This window comes from Flavobacterium sp. Leaf359 (assembly GCF_001423985.1).
Taxonomy (GTDB): domain Bacteria; phylum Bacteroidota; class Bacteroidia; order Flavobacteriales; family Flavobacteriaceae; genus Flavobacterium; species Flavobacterium lindanitolerans.
The window spans coordinates 30,002-43,605 of sequence record NZ_LMPW01000011.1 but is presented as its reverse complement, the minus strand read 5'-3'; the positions used below and the strand labels follow the sequence as shown (position 1 = coordinate 43,605).

Here is a 13,604-nt window from a genome sequence, read left to right as displayed (position 1 = left end):
TGCAATTTTAGTTTATGTTCCAAACATGACCGTAAATGTGGTCCCGATATTGACTTCGCTGGCTACAGAAATTTTTCCTTTCATGCTTTCAATTTGTGTTTTCGTCATAAAAAGCCCGATGCCCTTGGCTTCCGGGTGATTATGGAAAATCTGGTTCATGCCAAAAATCTTGTGACCGTTTTTGTTCAGGTCGATTCCAAGTCCGTTATCGATAACATAAAGATAAACAATATTATTTTTCCTTTCAGAACGAATTGTAATTTCCGGTGTTCTTTCCAGCGCCCTGTATTTTAAAGCATTGCTGATAAGGTTATGGAAAATGCTTTCCAGATAAATTCTGGAATAGGCTATTTCCGCTACTTCTTTAAAATCGGCCTTAATAATTGCGCCGGATTTTAGTATTTCACCTTGCAGAGATTCAATTGTCTTGGAATAAATCTGTTGGAAGGACAATAGTTCTTTTTCAACTTTATTCTTTTTGATATGTAGTACTTCCATCAATTGGTTTAGCGAGTCGTTCAGGTTCTGCGCAACTTTTCTAAGCATTTCAAAAATCGTCTTATATTCTTCAATTGGGCTGTCCTTTTCAATAGTGGCAATCAAAGCTGTAATGTTTGAAGCCGGCGAACGAAGATTGTGTGAAGTAATGTTGGCGAAATCATTAAGCTGTTGGTTTTGTATGGTAAGCTCATCCATCAGATTTTCCTGAATGATTTTATCCAATAGTAGGCGTTTGGTGTTTTGCCTGATTTTTATATATGCAAAAATCAGTATTCCAAAGGTGACAAAAATAAACAAGAAGAAACGGTTGTTTCGTGCCTGTACATTTTCTTCTGTCTGGGCAAGATTGTCTGATAAGATGAGTACAGCCTGTTTTTGATAATCACGGATTGACCTTCTTATGGAGTCCATAACTTCTTTACCGCGGCCTTTTTTAATCAAAGCGGCGGCTTCTTCCATGCCATATTCCCTTCGTGTCTTGATTACCATAGCGCTCACTTTTTGCTTTGATTCGATTAGCTTTTCTAACGTATCAAGTTTTTTGCTCTGGTATTCATCGGTTTCGTTCATAGAACGAAGTGAGTCAATCCAGATTTCAAGATTTTTATGGCCGTGGTTGTATACTTCCAGATAGTTTTCATCTCCGGTAATCGTATAGCCGCGTGCTCCTGTTTCGATATCGATAGTGCTGGAAAGCACTTTTTCAAGAACGCTGTTGATGTTGCTCGTATGGTTGACAATCATCCTGTTTTGCTTTACAGATTGTGAGCGGCTGTGAATGGAGTAGGCAAGAATTGCAAAAGAAGCGACAATAACAATGAAGGTTATGTCAATAGTGGTTTTTAGAGATATTTTTCCCATTAGTATTTTGCGGTATTATTTGTTTTGGGGCGCCTTTTCAGGACAATGCAAAGTAATGCAATTATTTTTTTGTATACGTTTAAAAATAAAGCAAGGTTTTTGGAATGCAGGAAATCTGATAAACAATAAAAAAAAACTGCCCGAAATCCGGGCAGTTCTTATTAGTGTAAAAAAAATTAAGATTCTTGTTTCCTGAATTTGACATTCATAATGACAATGGCCAGGATAATAAGTACAATGCCCACCCATTGCAGAAATACGACTTCTTCATGAAGCAGAAAGAAGGCCATAAGCACGGAAACAGGAAGTTCGAGTGAAGAAACAATACTACCTAATCCAATGCCAGTAAGCGGAAATCCTGCATTTAAAAGCATTGGAGGTATGATAGTTCCAAATAGGGAAAGTACGATTCCCCATTTTAAGAAAATGCTCGTGTCAAAAGGTGTGTTTTGGGTAATCAGTGCAAACGTAAGTACAATGATTCCGCCTCCTAAAAGCATATAAAGGCTTCTTTGTGCCGATGAAATTCCAACAGCAATTCTGTTAGCCGTAAACATAGTAGTTGTAAAAGATGCCGCAGCCATCAATCCCCAGGCAATTCCGCGCCAGTCTAAGTCTGCTTCAGTATTGATAAGGTTTGTGGCCAAAGCTGTACCAATCAATACAATAACAACCGCAACAATCTTTGTAGCAGAAGGAAGCTTTTTTTCAAGAAACATTTCTAAAAGAACACCCATCCAGACGGTCTGCATAAGCAATACGATTCCTATAGAAACAGGAATGTAACGAACAGCAAGATAATAAAAGATACTGGTCAACCCGGTAGATGTACCGGCAATCATCAAATGGGTGATGTTCTTTTTGGAGGCTTTAATCACCACATTGTCTTTTCTCGATTTTTGAAAAGCATTGATGAGAAGTATCCCTATAATTCCGAACAAAAACTGCGATGAAGTGACTTCGGCTGTTGTATAGCCTTCGCCATAAGCCATCTTTACAAAAGTGGCCAGCATTCCATAACTTGTAGCGCCTAAGCCTACAAGAAGAACTCCTTTTAGTACTCTATTTCCTAACATTTTTTCATTTTTAAAAAGCGGGCAAAGATAAGGCATAGTTTTTTTGCAAATGCTTTTTTGTCATTAAATAATACTATTTTAACAGGATTATAGTTAATAAGTAATAGCCAATAGCTGTATTAAAATCCATTAGAATAGTATGATTCAAAGAACCCTCCTGTTTGTGTCCTTATACTTAATTAGTTGTGGTGAAGGACCTGCTGCTATTAAGAACAATAAAAAGCGCGATTATGCGACATTCCACAAAGAAGCAAAGGCATTTTGTAAAAAAGAGAAATTTAACGAAGACTATTATTTTCTGGTCGACCTGAGTGTTCATTCCGGTAAAAACAGATTTTACATTTATGATTTCAAAACCGGTAAAATTAGTGATGAAAAACTTGTGACACATGGAAGTTGTGATGTTGAGCAGTCAAATGATACGAAATGGGAGAAGGCGAAATTCAGCAATATAGAAGACAGCCATTGCTCATCAAAAGGAAAATACAAGATAGGGAAGAGAGATTCCAGCACCTGGGGCATCAAGATAAAATATTGGTTGCATGGATTGGAAGAAACAAACAGCAATGCAGTAGACAGAATAATTGTGCTGCATTCCTGGAGTGCCATTTCCAATACGGAAATCTTTCCGAAATATACACCCCTGAGTTGGGGCTGTCCGGCGGTATCGGATGATTTTATGAAAGTTCTTGATAAAAAGCTTCAAAAGACAGAGAAGCCGGTATTGTTATGGATTATTGATTGATTGATAGGGAATTAATAAAAAAACCTGCAAAAATCTCGCAGGTTTTTTTAAAGTTAGGTAGCAGGTGGAAGATGGCAGATAGCAGATAGCAGGTGGCAGATGATAGAGAAGAGACAATAGATGATAGAAAATTCAGAGAAACAGAAATCTGCAGTCTTAAATCTTAAATCCACAATCTTAAATCTGCAATCTCAAATCCACAATCTTAAATCTCAAATCTTAAATCTGCAATCTCAAATCTCAAATCTTACTTAATCAACTCAAAGCTTCTCTTTACAAAAGCGGTCAGTTCTTCTCCTTTTAGCAGGTTTTGAGACAGTTTTGCCAAATCAAGTGCTTGTTTGACCAAGGCTTCCTGATGTGACTTGTCTTTAGAATTCAATATGTTGGAAGCCAATTCATGGTTGGTGTTAACCACCAGATTGTACATTTCCGGCATGTTGCCCATTCCAAACATACCGCCACCTCCGGTCTGGCTCATTTCTTTCATACGGCGAAGAAATTCAGGTTGTGTAATCACAAATGGCGCCGACTGGCTGTCTAACGCTTCCAATTGGATAGAATATTTCTTATCCGAAATAACGCCCTCCAGTTCGGTTTTAAGCTTTTCTTTTTCCTCATCAGAAAGTTTGGAAATCGTTTCTTCTTCTTTCTTGATTAGGTTATTAATATGGTCGGCATCAACACGCGCAAATGTCAGCTTTTCATTGTCGGCCTCCAATTTTTGGATAAGGTGTGAAATGATTGGCGAATCCAAAAGCAATACTTCATAGCCTTTAGCCTGAGCTTCGGCTATATAACTGTGCTGTGCGTCTGTGTTAGAAGCATATAAAATGATAAGATTACCGTTTTTGTCAGTTTGCGTTTCTTTAGTTTTCTCTTTTAATTCCTCCAGCGTATAATATTTGCCGTCAACGGTTGGATATAACGCAAATGCGCCTGCTTTTTCGTAAAACTTAGGCTCAGACAGCATTCCGTATTCCAATACGATTTTGATATCGTTCCATTTTTGCTCAAAATCTTCACGGTTTTCAGTGAAAAGTGATTTTAGCTTGTCGGCTACTTTTCGGGTAATGTAATTGGAAATCTTTTTCACGGCACCATCAGCTTGCAGGTACGAACGTGAAACGTTTAACGGGATATCCGGAGAATCGATAACTCCTTTCAGCATGGTCAGGAATTCAGGCACGATTCCTTCTACATTGTCGGTTACGAAAACCTGATTCTGATACAGTTGGATTTTGTCTTTTTGTATCTGCAGGTCGCCTGTCATTTTTGGGAAATAGAGAATACCGGTCAGGTTAAAAGGATAATCAACATTCAAGTGGATATTGAAAAGCGGTTCTTCAAACTGCATCGGATACAATTCTCTGTAGAAATTCTTATAATCTTCATCCGTAAGGTCAGACGGTTGTTTGGTCCATGCCGGATTCGGATTATTGATGATGTTATCCACTTCAACAGTTTCGGCTACATAATCATCCGGAGCATTTTCCGGTTTTGGAAGCGTTTCAGTTTTTGTTCCGAATTTGATTGGAACAGGCATAAATTTGTTGTATTTCTGCAACAATCCTGAAATTCTTCCTTCTTCAAGAAATTCGAGAGAATCTTCTGCAATATGCAGTATGATTTCGGTTCCGCGTGAAGTTTTGTCAGATGGTTCCAATGTAAATTCAGGACTTCCGTCACACGTCCAATGAGCTGCCGGTTCGTCTTTATAGGATTTAGTAATGATTTCAACTTTTTCTGCTACCATAAATGCAGAATAGAAACCAAGACCAAAATGTCCAATAATTCCTGAATCTTTGGCAGAATCTTTATATTTTTCAAGAAATTCTTCCGCCCCGGAGAAAGCCACCTGGTTGATGTACTTTTCTACTTCTTCTGCCGTCATACCCAAGCCCTGGTCAATAATATGGATTTTCTTGCCATCCTTGTCAACCTTTACCTCGATAATCGGATTTCCATATTCCACTTTTGCCTCGCCAATATTAGCAAGATGCTTTAGTTTTAAAGTAGCGTCTGTAGCATTGGAAACCAACTCACGTAAGAAAATTTCATGGTCGCTGTATAAGAACTTTTTGATAAGCGGGAAAATGTTTTCTACCGAAACATTAATTTTTCCTGTTGTCATAAACTATTGATATTAATATTGTTAATTATTTTCGGTATTTTTATTTTCAAATAGAATACCAAATATTATTAAAATGACAAATTGGCTGAATTGTTAATTTTAAGATAATAAAATTGAAATTTTAACATTTCAAAATCAATCCATTGTATATTTGTAGTGTAAATAAACTTTAAAAATACCAATCTATGAAAAAATTAATCTTATTTGGAGTTTTTGCATTACTATTTGCATCGTGTAAAACTTCATCAATAACTAACACAAAGACGGATAGGTCTTCACAGGTTGCAATTAAAGGAAACTGGGTTATCAGTTCTGTTAGTTATCCCGGTTCTGAATACATTAAGGTAAATTCCTTTCAGCTTGCTGATTCGCAATGTTTTGTAGGAAGTACGTGGAAATTCATTTCAAACAATAACAAGGGAGAAATGGCATTGACCAAAATGGGATGTCCTGCATTTAGCTCACCAATTACGTGGTTTGTCAACAAAGACGGACAATTTGTCCTAAAAGTTCTTGATGCGGGTGAAAAAGCAAAAAGAGTTAGAGATGGTTATGTATTAGGCGTAGCTAACCAGTCAGAAAACTCATTCCAGTTGATTGACAAAATTGACGTAGGAGGAAAACTGACAGATGTTGTATATCAATTCACAAAAGTAAACTAATCCAAAAACAATAATCGATATGAAAAGAATTGGAATATATTCATTAGCATGTTTATTTGCTATAGGTACGTTTTTTACAGGCTGTGAGTCTGCAAAAAATATGAATAATACTCAAAAAGGAGCCGGGATTGGTGCTGCTGCAGGTGCTGTAATTGGTGGTATTTTGGGTAACAATATAGGTAAAGGCGGTAATACTGCTTTAGGAGCTGTTCTTGGAGGTGTTGTTGGTGGAACCGTTGGAGGTGTTATTGGGAACAAGATGGACAAACAGGCCAGAGAAATTGATAATGCGCTTCCGGGAGCCGAAGTAGAAAGAGTAGGAGAAGGAATCAAATTGACATTAAATGAAAATGCGGTGCGTTTTGATACTAATAAATCAACTCTGACAGCTACGGCTAAAGCGAATCTGGATAAACTGGTTACTGTGTTTAATTCTTATCCTGATACTAACATTCAGATATACGGATATACAGACAGTACTGGTCCGGCTGACTATAACCTGAAATTATCTGGTGAAAGAGCAGCTTCTGTAAAGAATTATTTGGTTAGCAAAGGTATCAATGCTTCCCGATTCAATACTACAGGTTTAGGAATTGCTGACCCAATCGCTACAAACGATACACCTGAAGGAAGGTCTCAAAACCGTCGTGTTGAATTTGCAATTACGGCAAATGAGAAAATGGTACAGGATGCCCAAAAAGAAGTGAAAAACTAAATTATACAATAATATAGTTGCTAAGGCCGTCTGAAAAGATGGCCTTTTTTTGTGCCTATAAATAAAGTTTAAATCGGTGATTTTCTTAGCGTTTTGGCGTAAAAATAATTGCTCGCAAAGCCGCAAAGCCGCAGTTTTGGATGCTCTTTCGCTATACATAAACTTCTGTAATCTGTGTAATCACTCTAATCTGCGGCTAAATAAAAAAACAACCGAAATTCACTTTTTCAAATTGACACAAAATTCTCAATAGTGATTTCTAGAGTTTTAGTTCAAATTTTTTGAAAGATATTTAACAGATGTTTATATGTTTCAGAAATAATTGAAATGTACCTTTACAGTACAATCTAAAAAAGAGGTTTATCATGGCAACAGCAAAGAATTCAAAGTCAAAAAAACAGCTAATTGATGACGACCAGCTAATTGAAATGTATATGAATACTGTTCTCGAAAAAAATGAAGCTCCCAAAAACGTCTATCTTTTTTGCAAAGAAAACTCCGTTGAAGAAGCTGATTTTTATTCCTTCTTTAATTCACTGGATGCACTGAAAGAAACAATCTGGGTCAAATTTTTTGAAAATACTATAAATACCTTACATAAGGATACAAATTATGCAGGTTATGAAAACAGAAACAAGCTATTGTCGCTGTATTTTACATTCTTTGAAATCTTAACCTTAAACAGGACGTATGTCTATTATGCCCTGAAGGATAATAAAGAAGGGCTTCGTAATCTCAAACAATTGACATCGCTACGAAACCATTTTAAGGATTATATCGTAGATATATTAAAATCTGCTGAAACCGAAAAAGACAGCAAGATTAAAAAAGTCACGACACCTTTGTTTTCTGAAGGAGCCTGGCTTCAGTTCTTATTCATATTGAAGTTTTGGCTGGACGACAGGTCAAAGGGATTTGAGAAAACGGATATTATGATTGAGAAAGCCGTAAAGGCCACTTTTGATATTTTGGATACCACACCGTTGGAAAGCCTGTTTGACCTGGGCAAGTTCATTTGGAAAGAAAGAGTATAAGTTGAGGACGAGATGAAGACATTAGATAAAATACCCGTAAATAAAATTGAAAGAGCAGGCCAGCTGGTAAAGACCGGAATTAAGGTGGGAGGTAATTATATAGCCTATTATGGTGAAAAAATTGTCAATCCGTCCCTGACAAAAGAAAAGCTGAATGAAAATAATGCCGAAGATATCTATGACGGATTGAAAAACTTAAAAGGCAGTGCTTTAAAAGTAGCCCAAATGCTAAGCATGGATAAAAATATTATGCCTCGGGCTTATGTAGAAAAATTTTCACTGGCACAATTTTCAGTTCCGCCCTTGTCAGCACCCTTGGTCAGAAAGACGTTCAAAAAATACCTGGGCATGTTTCCTGAAGAAATATACGATTCCTTTACGGCCGATTCTGTAAATGCAGCAAGCATTGGACAAGTCCATAAAGCAACCAAAAACGGGAAAAATTTGGCTGTAAAAATCCAGTATCCGGGCGTAGCAGACAGCATTAGCTCTGATTTGGCTATAGTCAAGCCTTTTGCTATCAAGATGTTTAACCTTCAGGGTAAGGATTCCGAACGCTATTTTAAGGAAGTCGAAAACAAGCTGTTGGAAGAGACCGATTATGAACTGGAATTAAAACAGGGTGTTGCCATAGCAGAGGCGTGTAGCGGGATTGCCAATCTGAAATTCCCGAAATACTATCCGGAATTGTCTTCTAAAAAGATTATTACGATGGATTGGATGGACGGTGAACACTTGTCTGAATTTGTAGCCCACAATGAAAACAGAGCAAAAGGCGATAGCATTGGCCAGGCTTTATGGGACTTTTATATGTTCCAGATGCATCAGTTAAGACAGGTTCATGCAGACCCGCACCCGGGTAATTTTTTAATTGATAAGGAAGGAAACCTGATAGCGATTGATTTTGGTTGCATAAAACAGGTTCCGGAAGATTTTTATATACCGTATTTTGAATTGGCCCGACCTGAAATTATGGATAATCAAAAGCTTTTCCTTGAGAAATTATATGAGCTGGAGATTTTGCGCAAAGATGATACGGATGAAGAAGTAGCCTATTTTTCAGAACTATTCAACAGGCTTTTACGTTTGTTTACAAAACCTTATCAAACGGATGCTTTTGATTTCTCTGACGAAGCCTTTTTTGGTGAGATGGCGCAGCTTAGCGAAGAATACAGTAAAGATTCAAAGCTTAGAAAAATGAATGGCAATCGTGGGTCAAAACACTTTTTGTACATCAACAGGACTTTCTTCGGATTGTACAGCCTGTTGCATGATTTGAAAGCAAGAATCAGTACAGAAAATTATAAAAAATACATGAAAGATTAATTTTTGTTTTTAATGGTTGGTTAGGTTGTAAGAGCGGTTTTCATACGTGAAAATCGCTCTTATTTTTTATTAAAAATATAACTTTTTATTGCTCTATTGTGTTGATTGGATGATTTTATTATTAAAAAGTAGGATTAAGATTACTTTTTTTAGTTGTTTTTTACTTAAAAATTAAAAAAACTTATCAACACAAGGAACCAAATATTGTAGTTCGACGATACGGAAATGTAGTTAGTCGTCATTATTCATAAAATACTTTTCGTAGTCTGAATTTATGTTAAAACAATTTGGTTTTATCATAAATTTCGATGTTAAACCCCTAGACTATGAAAAATAATTACAAAAATTTATCAATTGATGAATTTGGAAGCATTCCCCGTGCAAAAATTCTTCAGCTGGTTTTGATGCTGTTTGTCTTCCTGACAGCATATGAAAGTTTTGGACAGGTTAGTGCTTATACTTTTTCCCAATCGTCCGGCACTTATACTTCTCTACCAACATCAACTGTAGTGCATGCTTCAGGTTGGGATGATAATGTAGCTTCCGTAACTATTCCATTTACTTTTACATTTAACGGAACTGGCTATACTTCATGTTCTGTAAATTCAAACGGTTATGTGACTTTTGGAGGAACGGCATCCGGAACGACAGATTATAATCCTATTTCACAGGGAAATGCCTATTCAGGAGCTGTTAGCGCCTTAGGAGGAGATTTAACATCCAACAGTTCAACCATTGTTTATGGAACTACCGGTTCGAGCCCAAACAGGGTATTTGTAGTTCAATGGAATAATACGAGGCGATACAGTGCTGGTATAATAAATGGAGATTTTAATTTTCAGATACGATTGTATGAAACCACCAACGTTGTTGAAATGAGATATGGCAACTGTACTCCCGCGACCAATACTAATTTTAATGTTCAGGTTGGATTGAGAGGTGCAACCAATGGCGATTTCAATAACAGGCTTTTACAGACAAATGGCCTCGATTGGTATAATAATACGACAGCTGGAACACTAAACACGCATGCTTGCAGAACCAGAAATAATACTTATCCATCATTAGGGACAACTTTCACATGGACACCACCACCGGTATGTTCTGGTACCCCTGCAGCTTCAACAACTGTAAGCTCTGCAAATCCGGTTTGTTCTGGTACTAATTTTACACTGTCCCTTGGAACTACCTATACTGGAACAGGAATAACCTATCAATGGCAAAGTGCAGATAATGCTTCGTTTACTACAGGGTTGACAAATCTTGGTACATCCAGTACACAGATAGCTAGCCAGACTTCCAATAAATATTATAGGGCAAGAATAACTTGTAGCGGCAATACTACGATTTCAACACCGCTTTCAGTGTCTACTACACTTTGTTATTGCCCAACCATATCCACAAGCAACAATGAATATATTTCCAGGGTTGTTTCAGGCGGATTTTCAAATACGAGTACGCAGTCAAACTATGCTAATTATACAGGGTTGGGTTCAATTGCTTCTGTAATGCAGGGAACAGCTACCTCGACCATTAGAGTGACAACTGCTAACGGACATGTTAATGATGGTATTTATCTTTTTGCCGATTGGAATCAGGATGGCGATTTTGGTGATACGGGTGAAGTTGTGACAGGCCCGATTGCCGCATCTGGAAGCGGTACTTACACTCTGACCGTTACAGTACCGGCCGGTGCAACTCTTGGTACAACCCGAATCAGAATAAAATTATCTCGTAATGCAAATAATAATCCTTGCCAGGCTACATTCGCCAATGGCGAAGTAGAAGATTATCTAATTACCGTAATTCAGTCATGTTCGCATACGGTTACGGCTACTCCGGGAAGAAGCTGCGGACCGGGAACAGTAACCTTAACAGCTACAGGTGGAGCCGGAACTACAGAATACAGGTGGTATGAATACATTAGCAGCGGAAGCCCGGTTGCGGTTACACCGACAGGCTCGTTTGTGACACCATCATTAAGTGTTACAAAAACCTATTATGTAACAGCCTATAACGGCGTTTGTGAAAGTCCGAGATTTCCTGTCAACGCTTTTGTATATCCTGCTCCTTCATCATCTGTAACCCCGGCTGCCGCGAGTTTGTGCGATGGGGTAATTGAACTGGTAGCAACAGGAAGCAATTCCGGAACTACAGATACGCTTTTCTACGAAGACTTTGAAGTGTCAACATCCACGTTAATGATGTTACAGGATTATGGTTCCTCTGCTAACGGATACTGGTATATTGAGGAAAGTCCAAGTCAATACATCAGTTACGAAACGATAAGTTCTGGAAGCAATTTCGGAGCAATTGACTCTGCTTATGATTTAAATGGTTTTTCAAATAATGCACTAACTATGAGTGCGGCAATCAGTACTTATAATTATACCTCATTGGCCCTCACTTTCAGACATTATTATGACTATGATAATTATCAGGCTCCGGACCAGGCTATTATTGAAGTCAATACGGATGGTGATTTAGATGGAGTCTGGACAGCAATACAAACCTATACCAGCGACCAGGGAAGTCCGACAAATTTTGCCACAGTAACGATTAACCTTTCGGCCTATATCAATCAGCCTAACCTTAGAGTCCGCTTCAGGTATTATTCTGGCTGGAATTATGGCTGGAATGTTGACGATATCAGAATTACAGGAACTTCAGTTCCTTCCCCTGTAGCATGGACTCCAATTGCCGGACTGTATACTGATTCCGCTTTAACAATTCCTTACACAGGTGGAAATATTGCAACGGTGTATGCCTATCCGGATGCAGCCCAAACCTTTACAGCCACTGTAACAAACGGTTCAGGATGTCAGGCAACCGATACGGCAGTTATTTCCGGAAGTTCTAACATTTGGAACGGGACATCCTGGAGTTCGGGAACAGCACCGGTAGCCGGAACCGAAAAGATAATCTTTAACGGAAATTATAGCTCAACAGGCGATATTTCAGGATGCCTGCTTCAGGTAAACAGCGGGAATGTGGTAATTAATGCAGACAATACGGTTACTGTTGCAAATCAGGTGAGAATAAATCCTGCGGCTACATTCACATTGGAAGATACGGCCAGCCTTCTGCAAACTGCGGGGACAACCAATACCAATATTGGCATCATCAGGTCAAAACGCAGAACGCAACCGGTAAAAAGACTTGATTTTACATATTGGTCTTCTCCTGTTGCCGGACAAACATTGCATAATTTGTCGCCAGCAACAATGGCAGATAAATATTACAGCTGGAATCCGGTCAGCCAGGCATGGGTGACGCACATGAATGGAAATGTAACCATGACAGATGCAAAAGGTTATATTGTAAGAGCGCCACAGAGTTTTTCTACTACATCGGCAGTACAATACGAGGCCATTTTTCAAGGAGTGCCGAATAATGGCGATATCAGTATTCCGGTTTATGGAAACACCAGCACTTTGCCGGCAGATTATAAGTGGAATCTGATAGGTAATCCGTATCCGTCAGCAGTAGATTTGGACGAATTTCTTTCTTATGCAAACAATGTTGCTGCATTGGATGGAACAATCTATTTGTGGACGCACAATTCAGCGCCAAGTAATGCCGTTCCGGGTGATCAAACCTATAATTATACGGCAAATGACTATGCAACTTACAATTTGTCCGGAGGTGTGGCCACATCACCGGCAACTCCTGACCCTTTAAATCCTGAAATCAGCGATAACTTCAACGGAGCTATACCAACGAAACATTTGGCTTCAGGACAGGCATTTTTTGTGAGAGGTCTTGGAAATCTTCCCGCAAGATTTACCAATGATATGCGAATTCAGGATGAAAACAACCGATTCTTCAGAAATATGAATCCTGTTAAACGGAATGCTGCCAATTCAGGAATTGAAAAAAACAGGTTCTGGCTCAATCTTAGAAATAATCAGGGTGCTTTTAACCAGACACTGGTTGGATATATAGAAGGTGCTACCAATGGTTTGGACAGAGGTTTTGACGGTAGTCTTTTTGGAGGTAATCATGTTACTATTTATTCTATAAACGATTCACAAAAACTGGCAATACAGGGACGTGCACTTCCTTTTGATAATTCAGATGTGGTTAATTTGGGAATCAAAACTACCATTGCCGGAGCCTTTACCATCAGCCTGGATATGCTGGACGGACTGTTTGTCAATCAGGATATTTACTTGAAAGATAATCTTCAGAACGCAATCCATAATCTCAAATCAGGGCCTTACAGCTTTACGACAGGGATAGGAACATTTGAAAACCGATTCCAGATAGTTTACAGAAATGAGGCTTTGGGAATTCCGGAATTTAATCCGGAAAGTATCGTAATCTATAAAAAAGATAAGGATGTTGTTGTTACCTCCGGAACGGCAACCATAGAAGGAGTAAAAGTTTTTGACATTCAGGGAAGATTATTGTTTGACGGACAGAAAATCAATGCTTCTGAAAAAGTAATCAAAAGCCTGCCTCCAACAGACCAGGTATTGATTGTTCAGGTTGTTACAACAGAGGGAATACGAATTTCCCGAAAAATACTTTATTAGAACTGTACCCGC

General features: G+C 38.3%; 9 protein-coding genes. 6 read left to right on the top strand and 3 right to left on the bottom strand.

What is annotated here, in order from left to right; translation table 11 throughout:
- Nucleotides 1-12: 12 nt before the first annotated feature.
- Together ASG38_RS06945 and ASG38_RS06935 are read right to left on the bottom strand one after the other, a co-directional pair.
- Complete coding sequence (locus tag ASG38_RS06945) at nucleotides 13-1,362, bottom strand: CHASE3 domain-containing protein (RefSeq protein ID WP_082482176.1); 1,350 nt, start codon at nucleotides 1,360-1,362, stop codon at nucleotides 13-15.
- 176 nt (nucleotides 1,363-1,538) lie between these two features.
- Complete coding sequence (locus tag ASG38_RS06935; protein ID WP_056069070.1) at nucleotides 1,539-2,438, bottom strand: DMT family transporter; 900 nt, start codon at nucleotides 2,436-2,438, stop codon at nucleotides 1,539-1,541.
- Between the two features lie 139 nt (nucleotides 2,439-2,577).
- Between ASG38_RS06935 and ASG38_RS06930 the strand changes: the two genes are divergently transcribed.
- The gene (locus ASG38_RS06930; RefSeq protein ID WP_082482175.1) at nucleotides 2,578-3,183 is read left to right on the top strand and encodes a murein L,D-transpeptidase catalytic domain-containing protein; all 606 of its coding nucleotides are present in this window, start codon (nucleotides 2,578-2,580) and stop codon (nucleotides 3,181-3,183) included.
- 247 nt (nucleotides 3,184-3,430) lie between these two features.
- On the opposite strand, the gene htpG is transcribed toward ASG38_RS06930, so the two are convergent.
- Nucleotides 3,431-5,317 (bottom strand): molecular chaperone HtpG, encoded by a 1,887-nt coding sequence (gene htpG / locus ASG38_RS06925; RefSeq protein WP_056068538.1) that lies wholly within the window; start codon nucleotides 5,315-5,317, stop codon nucleotides 3,431-3,433.
- 185 nt (nucleotides 5,318-5,502) lie between these two features.
- Here htpG and ASG38_RS06920 point away from each other — a divergent pair, with 185 nt between their 5' ends.
- The 5 genes from ASG38_RS06920 to ASG38_RS06900 all read left to right on the top strand — a co-directional run bounded on the left by ASG38_RS06920 (nucleotide 5,503) and on the right by ASG38_RS06900 (nucleotide 13,592).
- Nucleotides 5,503-5,979: a lipocalin family protein gene (locus tag ASG38_RS06920; RefSeq protein ID WP_056068536.1), complete on the top strand. Its 477-nt coding sequence runs from the start codon at nucleotides 5,503-5,505 to the stop codon at nucleotides 5,977-5,979.
- A gap of 19 nt (nucleotides 5,980-5,998) precedes the next feature.
- Entirely contained in the window at nucleotides 5,999-6,694 is a 696-nt protein-coding gene (locus ASG38_RS06915) for an OmpA family protein (RefSeq protein WP_056068534.1), read from the top strand.
- A 365-nt stretch (nucleotides 6,695-7,059) separates the two neighbouring features.
- A complete protein-coding gene (locus ASG38_RS06910) occupies nucleotides 7,060-7,728 on the top strand; it encodes a TetR family transcriptional regulator C-terminal domain-containing protein (RefSeq protein WP_056068532.1) in 669 nt (222 codons plus the stop codon).
- A 12-nt stretch (nucleotides 7,729-7,740) separates the two neighbouring features.
- On the top strand, nucleotides 7,741-9,054 hold the full coding sequence (locus ASG38_RS06905; RefSeq protein WP_056068530.1) for an AarF/ABC1/UbiB kinase family protein: 1,314 nt from the start codon (nucleotides 7,741-7,743) through the stop codon (nucleotides 9,052-9,054).
- A 326-nt stretch (nucleotides 9,055-9,380) separates the two neighbouring features.
- Nucleotides 9,381-13,592 carry a GEVED domain-containing protein gene (locus ASG38_RS06900; protein ID WP_056068529.1) on the top strand — a complete coding sequence of 1,404 codons (4,212 nt, stop codon included), beginning with the start codon at nucleotides 9,381-9,383 and terminating at the stop codon, nucleotides 13,590-13,592.
- Nucleotides 13,593-13,604: the final 12 nt, after the last annotated feature.

Coding starts and splice junctions, on each gene's coding strand:
- ASG38_RS06920 (WP_056068536.1), top strand. CDS start 5,503: ATGAAAAAATTAATCTTATTTGGAGTTTTTGCATTACTATTTGCATCG.
- ASG38_RS06945 (WP_082482176.1), bottom strand. CDS start 1,362: ATGGGAAAAATATCTCTAAAAACCACTATTGACATAACCTTCATTGTT.
- ASG38_RS06930 (WP_082482175.1), top strand. CDS start 2,578: ATGATTCAAAGAACCCTCCTGTTTGTGTCCTTATACTTAATTAGTTGT.
- ASG38_RS06915 (WP_056068534.1), top strand. CDS start 5,999: ATGAAAAGAATTGGAATATATTCATTAGCATGTTTATTTGCTATAGGT.
- ASG38_RS06905 (WP_056068530.1), top strand. CDS start 7,741: ATGAAGACATTAGATAAAATACCCGTAAATAAAATTGAAAGAGCAGGC.
- htpG (WP_056068538.1), bottom strand. CDS start 5,317: ATGACAACAGGAAAAATTAATGTTTCGGTAGAAAACATTTTCCCGCTT.
- ASG38_RS06910 (WP_056068532.1), top strand. CDS start 7,060: ATGGCAACAGCAAAGAATTCAAAGTCAAAAAAACAGCTAATTGATGAC.
- ASG38_RS06935 (WP_056069070.1), bottom strand. CDS start 2,438: ATGTTAGGAAATAGAGTACTAAAAGGAGTTCTTCTTGTAGGCTTAGGC.
- ASG38_RS06900 (WP_056068529.1), top strand. CDS start 9,381: ATGAAAAATAATTACAAAAATTTATCAATTGATGAATTTGGAAGCATT.